Raw genomic sequence first — 14,625 nt, 5'->3', positions numbered from 1 at the left:
TTAAAGAAATGAAAAAGATAATACATGTTATAATTGCGGTCTTGATCATAGGTATTAGTCTGTCATGCGAAAAATTTTTGACGGTTAACCCGAAGACTGATGTCGCGAGAGATGAGCTGTTTGCTAGCGAAAGTGGCTTCAAAGATGCCATGGCGGGAGTCTATATCAGGTTAATTGATGCTTCATCGTATGGTAAAGCGCTGAGTACAGGTGCTATAGAAGACTTGGTGTCGAGTTGGGATGCGGTCTCTACTAGCCCAGCAGGCCAGTTGGGCCTGTTTAATTATGGGCATCAGCAGGTCGAGCCTATTTTGTCCAATATATTTGGATATCAATATCAGACGATAGCGAATATCAATGCGATCCTGGATAAAATCGATGAAAGAAAGGCTGTTTTTGCACCAGGTATTTATGAAATTATTAAAGGAGAATGTTTAGCGCTACGGGCATATATACATCTCGATTTGCTACGATTGTTTGGGCCAATGCCAGCCAATAGTCAAGTTGGTAATAAACTTTCTTACATTATAACTTTATCTAAAGTGCCCTCTCCTCCGCTCGATTTCAATTCTTTTAGTACTCTTTTATTGAAAGATTTACAGGAAGCCGAAGTTCTTTTGAAAGGGGTTGACCCTATTCGCTCATACAGTCTTCTTGATTTTAAAAACGGAAATTTCAAGTCGGAAGATGAGTTTATGAAATATCGGTACTTGCGCATGAATTATTATGCAGTGAAAGCACTGCAGGCACGAGCGTATTTATGGTTTAACCAACCACAGAACGCTTATGATGCAGCTAAGTCCTTGATAATAACTGAAAATTTAGGAGGCGGTAAAAAGTTTAGACTAGGCGAATCAACCGATTTTAACAATGAAGATAATGTACTTACATGTGAACATATATTTGGATTATATGATTTTGAATTATACTCTAAATATCGAAGTAATTCCTTGATAAAAGGTAGAGATGAAGTAGTTGTTAAAAACCAGTTGTATGGGTCTACTGGTTTGGATATTAGGGAATTGAGACTTTGGGTGGAGACGAAGTCAAACTATCAGTCAGATTATGTTTTTAAGAAATATTACAGCCCTACTGATGGAGGCTTGTTAAAGGACTTTAAACAAATACCGTTGCTGAGAATAAGTGAGATGTATCTTATCGCCGTGGAAACTGCTGGACAATCTGAAGCAGAATCCTTATGGCGAGAATTTCAAAAAGCTAGAGGATTAGATGAAGCCTATCTGCCGAACGATGCGCTTCAGAAGAAGAAGCTCCTGATCAAGGAATATAGAAAAGAGTTTTATGGAGAAGGACAGGCTTTCTATGCTTATAAGCGTTTTGACGCAGCCGAGGAAGATATTGTATTTGTTCCTGTAGAGGCCGTAGTAAATTATTTGCCCCCTCTTCCGAAAATAGAAGGTACAACTTTAAACTAACCTAAGCGATGAGAACTAAAAATTATACTATTATCCTGTTAGCGGCTTTCTGTTTGATGGCGTGTCAAAAATCGAAAGAGTTGCTTTACACCGATATTGCGAGAATACAATTTGGTCCGGAACCAGCTAGAATTCCAGAAGTTTCGGTGCCTACTGCCGACACACTTAAAACACAGACATTTGTATACTTGCCCAGCACGGTTTTGATCGATACTGTTTTTTTTGATATCTATACCATGGGACATTTATCAGATAGAGATCGGCCGTTTAAGATTAAGCAGGAGCAAGTTAAAAATGCGAATAATGCGATTGCAAATGTACATTACAAATCCTTTGATAATTCTGATGCTCTAGCGCAGTATGTGATTAAAGCTGGAACCTCACATTCGCGTGTACCTATTGTTCTCTTGAGGGACGCTAGTCTCCGAGAACGGGCTTATGTATTGAAATTTGTGCTGGAGGAAAATGAATATTTTAAAGAAGGGCAAAGTGATTTATTATGGCGAAAAATCATATTCTCAGATGAAATGGTGAGACCGGCAATTTGGAACGAAATGTACTCTGATCTCTATTTCGGCACCTACAGCAAGGTTAAACACCAATTTATGGTGGATGTTACGGGACAACGCTGGGATCAAGATTTTATGGTAAAGCTTATTCCAGATGTAGAACGACTATCTTATTGGATGAGCATGCTAAAGTCCGCATTGATCAAAGAAAATAAGGGCAAAGAAATAAAAGATCATAAAAGAGATGAGTTTGGTAATTTGATTACGTTCCCATAAAAACAAGTATTACACATATGAAAACTATAAAGATTTTAATAACTCTTATGCTATCCGTATTGTTCTATTCTTGTAATAAGGAATTAGAAAATAGTCGGTTAGACGAGAGGGAGGATATAACGATAAAAGGGTTGGAATCCCATTATTCGGTAGTTAGTGGATTGGATACATTAATAATAGACCCCGTTTCTTCTTCGAATAAAGAAGCTGATTTTGAATACCTATGGGGTATTTACGAAATCAATACACAAGGTAAGAACCCCGTTATGGATACCATTGGAAGAAATAGAAAGATCGTCTATCCTGTTAATAAGACGGCAAAAGACTGGTTCTTGTCACTGCGTGTCAAAAATAAGAAAACGGGATATTCCGCATATTTCAAAAGTACAGTGGAAGTCGCAACGGAGTATACGAGGGGATGGTATGTGCTGAAGCAAGAAGCGGACGAGACCGATATGGATTTTTTTACAACTCCTAATAGTATTTTTCCAGATCATAAAGTGGAAAACGTATATAGTTTGGTCAATGGCTCAAAGCTCAAAGGAAGAGCTATTATGATTCGATTCTTCAATGATTTCAAAGCGCCTGCAGATGGAACTTATGCCAATACAAGATCTCTTTGTGTGGTAACGGATAAAGAGGTAGGGATAGTGAACCTTAGTAATTTAAATATAATCAAAAACTTTAATACTCTTTTTCACGGTGAGCCGGCTAGAGCTAATATGCAGATGATAGGGAATGATTTTTTATCCTACTATTTGGTCAATGACGGGCAGTTGCATAGCTTAATTGCACAAGGCCCCAGTACAGGTACCTTTGGAGGAAGGAAAATAAAGGGGACACAAGATGCTCCTTATTTTCTCTCTCCCTATCATCTTATGAATACAGCAAGCTCATTCTTTTTTGATGAGTTAAGTAGTTCATTTTTTGCTGGTAATAATAGAAATATGAACCTTCTGCCCGTTGGGGATTTTCCTGGGTCGACGCTATCCGCCAATAACAATAATAAGAAGTTACTGTATATGGGATTGAAAAATACCGGTCCATTCCATGGATACGCCATATTTGAAGATAAGACCGATCCTTCAAACAAATCGATTGCCCAGATTAATCCAATGGGTAATCAATTAAGAATTACTAATACAACAATCAATCCCCATGAAAAGCTATATAATGGTATAAACTACACACTAGTGTTTCAAGATGAGGATATTATGTATTTTTCCTTGGGCAAAGAGATTTGGTCAAGGAACCTAACCAATAAAATAGAACGCCTTCAATATACGGTGACCGGCGATGAGGAAATCACGTTTATCAGGCATCGTAAGTTTTCTGGAACTGGACCCGAAGCAGGTTATTCTTATAATTATGTGATGATCGGGACAAAACAAGGAGAAAGGTATAAGATACGGATGTTTAATAAAGCTAGTGGTAATCTTTTGCCAGATCCGGTAATTATTATGGAAGGGAAAGGTCGTGCTAGTGATGCTCTGTTCGTTGGTCCGGCAATTAATTACTTCAGCTATCCGTATACATTTTAAAGTTATTCATTAAACCGTTATCACCTTATATTTTATATGAGTAAAACTATTATTTCCGTGGAAGGACTATCTCATCGATATTCTACCTCATGGGCTATACAAGATATTAACTTCGAAATCAATAAAACCGGTATTTTAGGCTTGTTGGGATCGAATGGAGCGGGCAAATCGACCACAATGAATATTATGTGTGGCGTATTAAACCAGACTGCAGGACGGGTTATCATCAACGGAACAGATCTTCAGAAACACCCAGAAAAAGCAAAACAGGATATTGGATTTCTACCACAACAAGCTCCTTTATATTTAGACCTTACTGTTGAGGAGTATTTGGTTCATTGTGCTTATCTAAGACAGGTTCCGACAAGCAAAGTAAAGACAGCTGTGGCAATGGCTAAAGAACGGTGCGGGTTAAGCCACTTCAGCCATCGGCTTATGAAAAATCTTTCTGGTGGATATCAGCAGCGGGTAGGGATTGCTCAGGCTATTATACATGAACCTATGCTTGTGGTACTAGATGAGCCTACCAACGGACTCGACCCCAATCAGATTTTAGAGGTACGTACACTGATTAAAGATATTGCAGAAGAGCGAGCAGTAATATTCTCTACACATATTTTGTCAGAGGTCGAGGTGTTGTGTAAGGATATTCGAATGATTGATCAGGGGAGGTTAGTCTTTGCTGATACTATAGAAGCATTTAATAATTATATCGCTCCGCACAGTTTGAGAGTAAATTTGGATAACCCGCCACTAAAAGAAGATATCCTTAAAATCGAAGGAGTCGCTACCGTGGATTTTTTAACTGAAAGATCCCTAAGAATATTTTTCGACGGTGATAAGGATGTGACCAATCGAATTGTCCGGAAGAGCGTACAGGAAGGATGGGCCTTACAGGAAATCTATTTAGATAAGACCTCACTGGATGAAATTTTTGCTCAGTTATCTGGTAAAACTAAAGCGGAATCGAACAAAATACAAGACTGAGTTTATGAAGACAATATTAAGAATAGCACGTGTAGAATTAAGTACTTTATTTTACTCGCCGATTGCCTGGTTTTTATTGATTATATTTTTTGTCCAGATTTCTATTGCTTATTTAGGACTAATCGAATCGAATATTACAGTTCAAGAATTAGGGACCAAACAGCGTGACTTTACTTATTTGCTATTTGCAGATCAACGAAGGGGAGGCCTCTTTATTTCTACCGTATTACAGAATATCTATCTCTATATCCCCTTAATAACTATGGGGCTCATTAGTCGGGAGATGCAGACTGGAACGATTAAGCTTTTGTATTCTTCACCGGTTAAACTATCCAGTATACTGCTTGGAAAACAGCTAGCGATGTTGGCTTTTAGCCTATGTATGTTATTTTTATTGGCTATTATCGTTTGCTTTGCTTGTTTCCATATCGAGAATATTGACCTTGGTTTGATTTTTAGTGGCTTCTTCGCACTATTTCTATTGCTTAGTGCATATTCTGCTATAGGTCTATTTATGTCCTGCCTGACAAGTTACCAGGTGGTTGCCGCACTATCTACATTTGCTGTATTCGCATTCTTAAGATATATCGGTACGGTTTGGCAAGACTATGATTTTTTACGGAATATAACCGGCTATCTATCCATAGGAAACCGCACAGAACTTATGATTTCTGGCCTTATAACATCAAGGGATATAATCTATTATGTCTTGATCACTATCATGTTTTTGATGTTTGCTTGGCTGAAATTGAACGGTAAGAGAAAGTCTCAGAAAGCAATAATCTCATTGGGACAGCATTCGGCAGTAATAGTGGGGGTTTTAATTATTGGTTATGTAACTTCATCAGTTAGTCATATTGTGTTTTTTGATGCCAGTAGACCAAATAGAAATACAATCAGTGTGGATACTCAAAAAAGACTTAAAGATTTGGGTGAAGAGCCTTTGAAAGTGACCATGTACGTCAACCTTTTGGACAACACCTATTTTAGTGGAATGCCTCGGTATCGTGCATTGGATGTGCGTCGTTGGGAAGCCTTTCGTCGGTTTAAATCGAACATTGAAGTAGACTACGTTTACTATTATGATAAAGTAAATAACCCCGCTCTGTATACTGGAAATCCCAATGCAACTTTTGAGGAAACGGCACAGAATAGGGCGAAAATCCTGAAAACAGACCTTAGTAAGTTTTTAAAGCCCGATGAAATCCAAAAAATCGTCGATCTAGCTCCAGAGAAGAATCGATTGGTGATGCTCCTAGAATATAAAGGAAAGAAAGAGTTCCTGCGCACTTTTGAAGACATGATGATATGGCCTTCTGAAATAGAATTGGCTGCGGTATTGAATAGCCTTACTGATGGGGCACCTAGGATAGCATTTTTACAGGGGCAAGAGGAAAGAAGCGTTGATAATTTGGATGAGCGTGGTTATCATTTGGCAACTAAGGCTCTTAATGATAGGGCATCGTTGATTAATCAGGGATTCAAAATCGAGAATTTAGATTTGAGTGGCCAAGAAATTCCTGCGGGATTGGCAGCATTGGTCGTTGCTGACCCTCGAGCAGATTTCTCTCCAACTGTAGTATCCAAAATCGAACAATATATGGATCAAGGAGGAAATATTTTGTTCGCTGGAGAGCCAGGAAAGCAGTCTGTGCTTAATCCGATCTTAAAAAGGATTGGTGTTCAAATGATAGAAGGTACCTTAGTCGAGCAAGATGAAAAGCTATCTGCGGATCAGGTAAAATCTTATATCACAAACAAAGGGCTTGAATTTGGTAAAAGCATCTCTTCTTTATATAAAAGACAGGTGCCTATAATGACTCGAGGAGTGGTAGGATTAACGTATGAACAGTATACGGATTTTGACGTGAGTCCATTGCTGGAGACAAAAGCGGATGCTTCTTGGAATAAAAAGGGCATTGTTGTGTTGGATTCGGCTAGACTGATCTATAATCCTCAAGAAGGAGATGAGTTGAAGTCGTATCCAACGGCTCTAGCTATAACGCGAAACATGAAGGATAGAGAGCAACGAATTCTAGTGATAGGAGATGCTGATTTTATGAGCAATGGTGAGCTAGAAAAAAGCTCTTCATTGGTCGGGAATACCGAGTTTTACAAAGGGTTTATTGGCTGGTTTACTTACGGTAAGTTGCCAATTGAGGTTACTATGCAAAAACCTATAGACGATAAAATCAATCTTTCGGGATCGCAAATAGGACCGCTTAAATGGATTTTCTTAGGGCTTATCCCAGGGATGATGGCTTTAATAGGAACAATTTTATTGATTAGGAGAAAACGTAAATAGTGAAGGGTATGTATTTTTCGACTGATCAGCAAACATGGAATGATCTGAAGGTCTTTGGTAAGAACGGAGAACGCTCTCTATTTAGTCTATTTGATAAAACGCTAACCCGAGGAGGAGCGGAACAGCTAGAAAATATGTTCCGCTACCCCCTTGCTGATGAAAATAAAATAAAGGATCGGCAGCAGATTTTAGCCTATTTCACTGCGAGTGAGCAAAAATTTCCATGTGATCCAGGCCTTTTAGAGGTCATTGAGCAATATTTGGCAAATAATGACGAACGCTCCAGGTTAAAGGAAAAGGAGGAAAGTTCTCTCGTTGAGAAGCTAAAAGGTTTTGTAGCTGCGGATCCTCAGGTGAAGACTATGGAAAGTGGCCTATACGCATTGCATGAACTTTCGATAGTGATATCCGGATTTTTAAATGAAAAACTCAAAAAAAGTATAGAAACTGATTCAGCATTTTATAAAACAGAATTGGAGCCTATGCAACAATGGGTGAATGATGAGGATCTGAGATCATTTCTTGAAGAGAAATCTATTCGAACAGCAACCTATAATACCTTGGTGGGATATGATTCACTTCTTCGCTTTAAAAAAAGAGACGCTGCATATCGACTGCTTAAGCGCGTTTATATGTGGGATGCTTATCTCTCGGTGACAAAGGTAGCCAAAGAACGTAATTTCTGTTATGCGGAGGTAAAGCCAGCATCGGCTCGAGAGTTTATGTTGGAGGGAGTATATCATCCCTATCTGGATAATCCAGTCGCGAATAATCTGATGATGGATTCGTCAGGAAACGTATTATTTCTGACCGGTGCGAATATGGCAGGTAAATCCACATTGATGAAAACTATTGGAATGGCCTTATATCTCGCACATATGGGATTTCCTATTCCAGCAAAAGCGATGTCTTTTTCTGTGAAGGAGGGGATTTTTACGAGTATCAATCTTCCAGATAGTCTAAATAAGGGAATCAGCCACTTTTATGCAGAAGTGTTACGTATTAAAAAAGTCGCTATGGAGGTAGGGCTAGGTAAGCATCTTCTGGTTATTGTTGACGAATTGTTTCGTGGTACCAATGTTAAAGATGCTTATGAGGCTACCGTAGCTATTACAGAAGCCTTTGCGAAGAAGACCAATTGTATGTTTGTGGTATCTACACATATTATGGAGGCGGGTACGATACTGAAAGAAGCTAATCTTCCTATACAATTTTGTTATTTGCCGACAGAGATGGAGGGTATGGCGCCGGTATATACATACAAGTTAAATGCAGGTATTACGGAGGATCGTCATGGGATGGTGATTGTAGAAAATTCAGGTATCCTTGATTTGTTAAAAATAAAATAGTTAGAAAAGCATGAGTTTCATTATTGACAAACAAAGTTTAGAAGACTTGAATTTACTCGGAAAGTACAAAACTAATTCTATTTATAGCATTTTTAATACCGTTACAACTTCTGGTGGCGAAAAGTTATTGGAATCCATGTTTCTTACTCCAATGCATGATCCTGAGGTTATTAATCAACGAGCTGCCACTTTCCAGTTTTTTCAAAAACAGGAATTGGCCTTTTCCTTCGACAAACAGAATGTGGCAGATTTTGAACAATATCTTACCTCAGGCAAACAGGGAAGTTGGTTTAATACAGCGACCGGTGTAATCCAAGAAAAAATAGCAGAAATAGCAATTCGATCGATTGGTTATAGTGAGATCTGTAAAGGGATAGAAGCAGCAATAAGATTTTTGAATGATTTTTCGATATTTTGGAAGCAATTGAAAATGATTGGAGCACATCCTTATCAAAAAGATTACAACTGGCTAGATGATCTGCTCGATGATCCTAAAGTCTTACAAGCGATGTCGACAGATTCCTCAAACTCGATATGGGATAATATTCGTTTTCACTTTTTATTTAAGAATACCATTTATTCTCATTTGAAGAGATTGCTACAAACATTCTATGAGCTAGATGTATATATTTCGGTAGCCGCTATGGCGAGAAGAAAGGGAATGGGATATGCTACCGCGTGTGCAGGTTCTAGCAATCGACTTAGGGCTGTAGGTTTAAGACATCCTGCTCTTGATAAAGCTGTCTGCAACTCGATCTCACTGCACCAATCGGAAAATGTCCTTTTTCTGACCGGAGCCAATATGGCAGGTAAATCTACATGGATGAAAACTATAGGAGTGACTATGTATCTCGCACATTTGGGCATGCCCGTTGCGGCAAGTGAGTTTGAATTCTCAGTGCGAGATGGGATATATTCATCGATAAATGTCCCCGATGATATTGATCAGGGATACAGCCATTTTTATGCGGAGGTACTTCGGGTGAAGACTGTAGCACAAAAGGTGAGTGATGGAAAGAATCTACTCATATTATTTGACGAGCTTTTTAAAGGAACGAATGTCAAAGATGCCTTCGATGCAACACTGGCCGTCACCAAAGCATTTGCTGTTCATAGCAATTGTCTGTTTGTTATTTCTACGCATATTTTAGAAGTTGGAGAGGAGTTGGCAAGGACAAGTGCAAATATTCAATTTAGATATTTACCAACGGTGTTGGAGGGAACTAGTCCTAGATATACTTATTATCTTACTGAGGGAATCTCTAGTGATAGGCAGGGAATGATGATTATTGAAAATGAAGGGATACTGGGTATTATAGCGGGAGAATGAGTAATTAAAAAAAGCGCCCGAGAAATAGGGCGCTTTATATTTATAATCTTTTTACTCTTAGTTTGTAGGCTCAGTTATTGTTGGAGCTGTGGCATTGGGAGTAGCTGGTGCTTGTGCTGGAGCTACGCCTTTAATTACGTCAACTAGTTCTACATCAAAGATCAACGGTGCATAAGGAGGAATCTTTTGTCCTGCAGGGCGATCTCCGTATGCCAACGATGATGGAATGATAAGTGTCGCTTTTGTTCCCTTACCAAACAATAAGAGACCCTCAGTCCACCCCTGAATAACAGGTTGATTTCCAATACTGAATTTTAATGGCTCAAAAGTGCGCATAGGATCCATTGGAAGCTTTGCTTTGATTGCATTCTCTTTAATCGAAGAATCAAAGACAGTACCGTTAGTCAGCATACCTGTGTAGTTAACGACTACTGTATCTCCTAATACCGGTTTAGCGCCTTTCCCTTCTTCAGTTACTACGTATTGTAAACCAGATGCCGTCTTTTTAGGTTCTAGTTTGTTGTCAGCAACATATTTTGAAATCTTTCCTTCTTCTGCTTTTTTCAAGCCTTCTAATTCTCCTTTGAAATAATTGTCGATTTCGGCGTATAAAGCAGAGTCCGTTAATTGACCTTTTTTGAAGTGCTTTCTGACCTTAACTGTAAACGTAACAAATTTGTCTGCGAATTCTGGTTTAGGTTGTCCAGTTTTAGCGGCCATGGTGTCCATATTCAATTTGAATACAGCAGAGTCACCTTCACCTAAAAATTTAAACATGGAATTGTAATCTCCTTTATAGGCTCCAGGAATAGTATCGGGTGCGATTTGTATAGGTTGAGGCATATTCAAATCATATGTACTATTTAAAACAGAGTCATTTCTGTCTGATCTGATCGTTAGATCGACCATTAAAAAGTCACCTGATTGCGCTTTCTCTTTGGCTACATCGTCTACTAGATTGTATTCTAGACCGCCTTCACCTTTTTTGAAGCTCTGGCATGAAGCAGCTAGTAACATTGCAGCTGCTGATAAAAATAAAACTGATTTCTTCATTTTATTGATTAATACTTATTTACTTTGTTAATATGTCGTTATATTCTGGTAATATAGATTTAAATGTATTTACAACAGAGGCTAAATCAGCTGTCGAACTACCTCCAGATGCATTCAAATGTCCGCCCCCGTTGAAATACTTTTTACATATCTCATTGCAAGGAATTTCGCCAATTGAGCGTAAAGATAATTTAATTAATTCAGTTCTGTCAATAATTAATGCAGCTAAACGAATACCTTTTATCGATAATGCATAATTTACTAGTCCCTCGGTATCACCAGTAGTGATTTCGAATTGTGCAAGGTCTTCCTTACTTATTGCAAAAAGAGCTGTGTTGTACTTCGGTACAACCTCGAGACAGTTGAGTAGGGCATAGCCTAAAAATTTTAACCGGCGTTCTGTCGAGCTGTTATAGATGTGTTCATGGATTTCCCAGTTCCGTGCTCCGGCCTCGATTAGATTGGCTATAATGTGATGCACAGCGGCGGTCGTAGAACGGAAGCGGAAAGAGCCGGTATCGGTCATAATACCTGCATATAAACAAGTCGCTATATCGGCATTTATTTCTTCGCGTGCGCCGATTACGTCTGTTATAAAAGTATAAATCAACTGCGCAGTTGCAGCAGCCGAAGAATCCCAATAAACCAACGATGCGAAATCTTCTGGGTCTAAATGATGGTCAATCATCCACTTTTGACCAGGAGATGCGGTAATAAACTGTTCGAGAATATTTGTTCGAGAAAGTGCACTGTAGTCCAGACAGAATACAATTTCAGCATTAGCCAATAGCTCCTTTGCAGACTTGGTCTGTTCGGGATAGATAATGACATCTGAACGTCCCGGCATCCAGTCCAAAAAAGAAGGGAAATCTGATGATAGTACTACAGAAACATCATGATTCCTTTTTTTTAGCCAATGATATAGCGCTAGGGATGAACCTAAAGCGTCTCCATCGGGCTTGTGATGTGTTGTGATGACAATACGTCTAGGTTGGGTCAGTAATGTTAAATTATTTTCTCCTCGTAACATAAAAAATATAAGAATACAAACGTACAAATTATTCGTTTGGCAAGAAAATTATTTTTAATGCAATTACACTGTGTTTTTGCAATGAAAAAAGAGACAATTGTCCTTTCTCTAACATCGAGTCTTAGCTATTTTTGATGTTTAAAAGCATATAGTTTATGGTCGCGTCGCATACATAATAAATAAGTGTCACTATTATAGTTTATTCGGCCATAATGGAACAATGGTTGTCCTTCCACTGGGAATCCATTTTCTAAACCACCCTCGCTATTAAAAAGATAAATAAGGTTTGTGGCCTTTGACGCAACTCCGATTCGGAATCCTCCGTTGTTGGGCAGTTGAAAATACTGTGGACGATCATTGATTGTCTTCGTAAAGTTGTACTCAAAAAGAAGACGTGTGCTGTCTGCAATGTCATAAACGCGCAGGAGATCATTGTTGATATTGACAAGTTCCGAGTGGGGCGACGTATTTATATTTACAAAGTCTGCTAGACTGGATGCAGCCATTCGATCCGGTAAAAAGGACTTGCTTGCTCCCTCAGTGGGTATTATGTACAAGCGACCTGTAGTATCTATTGCGAGAAAATCACTGTTAGGGCTATTCTCTTGTAGCAAGCCGATAGGATTTCGGAGTTGGATGTTATTTCCTATTCGAATTTCACTTGATTTTTGTCCGTTCTCATTGATAAGATATATTTTTCCGGAGGTAGTGCCTATAGCAATTTGATTATGGGCCTTGAACACAGGACCTAATATATCGCCTTCTATCTCCAAAGTCCCCCAATTATTCTGGTGGGTACCATCCATCTCAAAAGCATGGATCTTCTTTCGGGTAGGTACCAAGATTATTGTTTTTCCTTGTAGGGTCACCACAGAAGGTTGAGCTATGGGCTCATCCGGAATTTCCACAGAAAACCCTTTTAGCGGTTTTCCGTTTGTGTCAAAGCGATATAATCGATTGCGATCTGTTACTAACAGCATGCTGCGATCTTCCAGCTGTTGAATATCGCCGACAACTCGACCAGCGAATACTGTAGACCATAGTTTCTGGCCTTGCGGGCTGATTGCATGGACGGTGTGGTCCAGTTCTTGGATGAGTATAAACTGACTCGTGTCGGAATGCTCAAATATGTATGGTTTTGTGATGGCCTTGTTCTCAAAAGAGTAGGTCCATTCTGGCGTAGCTCCCAGGGCATTCTTGCTTTTGAATAGTGCATAAAGCTGTGAGGTGAATTTACCTGCATTACCAGACAATTGTACGGACCAGGAATAGAAATCCTGAAAACCAAAATTTTCTTTGTCTTTAAAGTTGTTTTGGAAAGGTTGGTTCAAGGAGTTTAATAGCTTAGAGTTTGCATTTCTGGTGTGTACAAAAAGTGTAACGTTGGCCTCATTTCCCTGTAATTTTTCAAAGTTTTTAAATCCTAACGTTCCTGTTAAGAAGTCTCTTCTTTCCACATCGTCTTTGTAATCTTTTAATGTCCTGCTACTGTTGGCTAGGACCAGCACATCGTCAATGCGTGTTACATAAGGGCGGGGTAGCTCTTTAAAAAGGTCGCCAAATTGCGCATACAGTAAGCCTGATGATTTAAAACGATATATAGAGTCTTGTAGATTCTCTAAGAAATCTTTCTCTAGCTCCACCCAGGCTTCCTTGTTCTCCAATCTAATATAGCCTATAAAACTGCTGGAAGCCGTTTCGACAAAAGCAATATCATTACCCATTAAGCTTGTAAGCTGTTCTCGTCTTCCTGTCGTGTCGATTTCTTCTGCAATTTTTTCCTTTCTTCTTTTAAAGAGATCCTTTAGATCTTTTTGAAAACGAGTACGATCACTTATACTGCACTCCATATACACTGCTGTGCTAGAAGGGAAGTAGGTGTATAGACGCTGACTTGTCTTTTCCTGATTTTTAAATAAAGATACGTAGTTTTCCGAGTATTGGTCAAGTTCACTTTCTCCTGTAAGCATTAACGCATCTTGTTTGAAGTTGATGTTCCAAACGGACTGTCCCTGCATATTTTTGAATAAATCTAAAAAAGCACCATTGTTTCTGCGTTGATATAAATTTACGATACTGTCATATTGCTGGTGTGGAAAGTAAATACTTAACGCTGTGTTGCGTGAATCACCTTTCAGAAAGAAATCGATCTGGGAGTCGGGAAGATGTTTGCTATGCTTGTCGAGTATTCTGGTAAGCAGATTCATAGACTTGGTAGCAAAGAAAATGTTGTTGTAATAAACAGAAAACAGGGTAGAATCTTTTGCCCCGTATTGTATCTGATATACTTTATGCCCTAAGGTGTCTATGTCGTTAATTTTGTATTGTTTACGAATTGTATTTAATATAGTAGCAAATTCGGATGAAGCGATAGCTGTAGAAGTCGGGATAGTGAGTATACTTTCTGTTTTCTTGCCTTCAGGATGGAAGGAAATGTATACTTCGGAGTCGTCCACATATTTTTTTAGAGCTTCATGGCGCAGCAGGTTACTCTTGAACTGACTTATCAAGTCAAAATCCTGTTTCCCTAGTAGAGCTTCAAAAATCTCAAAGTCTTTAAAGATATTATCCGAGGCTTCATTGTTTCCAACAGCAGCAATTAGAAGCGCATTGTCAGGGAGATAACGTAGCGGCTTGGCTGCTCGGTTATGTTCACCATCAAGATCACGGAAGTAATATATGGAAGCAGCGACAACCGCTACAAATAGAATTACCGAAAGGATAATAGTATTTCGCATATTGCAAACCTACTTATTTCACTGCTATTTTATAAATAACGTAACAAAAACTTTTCATCATTGTTTGAATT

At 38.8% G+C, this 14,625-nt stretch carries 10 protein-coding genes; 7 read left to right on the top strand and 3 right to left on the bottom strand.

Annotated elements, in window-relative coordinates; genetic code table 11:
- Window positions 1-8: 8 nt before the first annotated feature.
- From JKG61_RS17660 to JKG61_RS17630, 7 genes are read left to right on the top strand one after another with little or no spacing between them, the layout of a single operon-like run.
- Complete coding sequence (locus JKG61_RS17660) at window positions 9-1,436, top strand: RagB/SusD family nutrient uptake outer membrane protein (RefSeq protein WP_202104282.1); 1,428 nt, start codon at window positions 9-11, stop codon at window positions 1,434-1,436.
- Between the two features lie 8 nt (window positions 1,437-1,444).
- Window positions 1,445-2,221, top strand: coding sequence for a DUF4843 domain-containing protein (locus JKG61_RS17655; RefSeq protein ID WP_202104281.1), 777 nt, complete (start codon window positions 1,445-1,447; stop codon window positions 2,219-2,221).
- Between the two features lie 17 nt (window positions 2,222-2,238).
- On the top strand, window positions 2,239-3,762 hold the full coding sequence (locus JKG61_RS17650; RefSeq protein ID WP_202104280.1) for a PKD-like family lipoprotein: 1,524 nt from the start codon (window positions 2,239-2,241) through the stop codon (window positions 3,760-3,762).
- A gap of 36 nt (window positions 3,763-3,798) precedes the next feature.
- A complete protein-coding gene (locus JKG61_RS17645; RefSeq protein ID WP_202104279.1) occupies window positions 3,799-4,749 on the top strand; it encodes an ABC transporter ATP-binding protein in 951 nt (316 codons plus the stop codon).
- A 4-nt stretch (window positions 4,750-4,753) separates the two neighbouring features.
- A complete protein-coding gene (locus JKG61_RS17640) occupies window positions 4,754-7,054 on the top strand; it encodes a Gldg family protein (RefSeq protein ID WP_202104278.1) in 2,301 nt (766 codons plus the stop codon).
- Window positions 7,055-7,062: 8 nt separating this feature from the next.
- Window positions 7,063-8,403, top strand: a complete 1,341-nt coding sequence (locus tag JKG61_RS17635) for a MutS-related protein (protein ID WP_202104277.1) — start codon at window positions 7,063-7,065, stop codon at window positions 8,401-8,403.
- Window positions 8,404-8,413: 10 nt separating this feature from the next.
- Window positions 8,414-9,733 (top strand): MutS-related protein, encoded by a 1,320-nt coding sequence (locus JKG61_RS17630; RefSeq protein ID WP_202104276.1) that lies wholly within the window; start codon window positions 8,414-8,416, stop codon window positions 9,731-9,733.
- A gap of 57 nt (window positions 9,734-9,790) precedes the next feature.
- On the opposite strand, the gene JKG61_RS17625 is transcribed toward JKG61_RS17630, so the two are convergent.
- The 3 genes from JKG61_RS17625 to JKG61_RS17615 form a co-directional block, all read right to left on the bottom strand.
- Window positions 9,791-10,786, bottom strand: a complete 996-nt coding sequence (locus tag JKG61_RS17625) for an FKBP-type peptidyl-prolyl cis-trans isomerase (protein ID WP_202104275.1) — start codon at window positions 10,784-10,786, stop codon at window positions 9,791-9,793.
- Between the two features lie 19 nt (window positions 10,787-10,805).
- Complete coding sequence (locus tag JKG61_RS17620) at window positions 10,806-11,816, bottom strand: DHH family phosphoesterase (protein ID WP_202104274.1); 1,011 nt, start codon at window positions 11,814-11,816, stop codon at window positions 10,806-10,808.
- Window positions 11,817-11,941: 125 nt separating this feature from the next.
- The gene (locus tag JKG61_RS17615; protein ID WP_202104273.1) at window positions 11,942-14,554 is read right to left on the bottom strand and encodes a PQQ-binding-like beta-propeller repeat protein; all 2,613 of its coding nucleotides are present in this window, start codon (window positions 14,552-14,554) and stop codon (window positions 11,942-11,944) included.
- Between the last annotated feature and the right edge of the window lie 71 nt (window positions 14,555-14,625).

Source organism: Sphingobacterium faecale, assembly GCF_016746095.1.
GTDB classification, from domain to species: Bacteria; Bacteroidota; Bacteroidia; order Sphingobacteriales; family Sphingobacteriaceae; genus Sphingobacterium; species Sphingobacterium faecale.
Note: the sequence above shows the minus strand (reverse complement) of the source record. Positions and strands in the feature narration are given on the sequence as shown.

Excerpts from the sequence above, each read along its gene's own strand:
- JKG61_RS17660 (WP_202104282.1), top strand. The coding sequence starts at position 9 with ATGAAAAAGATAATACATGTTATAATTGCGGTCTTGATCATAGGTATT.
- JKG61_RS17655 (WP_202104281.1), top strand. The coding sequence starts at position 1,445 with ATGAGAACTAAAAATTATACTATTATCCTGTTAGCGGCTTTCTGTTTG.
- JKG61_RS17650 (WP_202104280.1), top strand. The coding sequence starts at position 2,239 with ATGAAAACTATAAAGATTTTAATAACTCTTATGCTATCCGTATTGTTC.
- JKG61_RS17645 (WP_202104279.1), top strand. The coding sequence starts at position 3,799 with ATGAGTAAAACTATTATTTCCGTGGAAGGACTATCTCATCGATATTCT.
- JKG61_RS17640 (WP_202104278.1), top strand. The coding sequence starts at position 4,754 with ATGAAGACAATATTAAGAATAGCACGTGTAGAATTAAGTACTTTATTT.
- JKG61_RS17635 (WP_202104277.1), top strand. The coding sequence starts at position 7,063 with ATGTATTTTTCGACTGATCAGCAAACATGGAATGATCTGAAGGTCTTT.
- JKG61_RS17630 (WP_202104276.1), top strand. The coding sequence starts at position 8,414 with ATGAGTTTCATTATTGACAAACAAAGTTTAGAAGACTTGAATTTACTC.
- JKG61_RS17625 (WP_202104275.1), bottom strand. The coding sequence starts at position 10,786 with ATGAAGAAATCAGTTTTATTTTTATCAGCAGCTGCAATGTTACTAGCT.
- JKG61_RS17620 (WP_202104274.1), bottom strand. The coding sequence starts at position 11,816 with ATGTTACGAGGAGAAAATAATTTAACATTACTGACCCAACCTAGACGT.
- JKG61_RS17615 (WP_202104273.1), bottom strand. The coding sequence starts at position 14,554 with ATGCGAAATACTATTATCCTTTCGGTAATTCTATTTGTAGCGGTTGTC.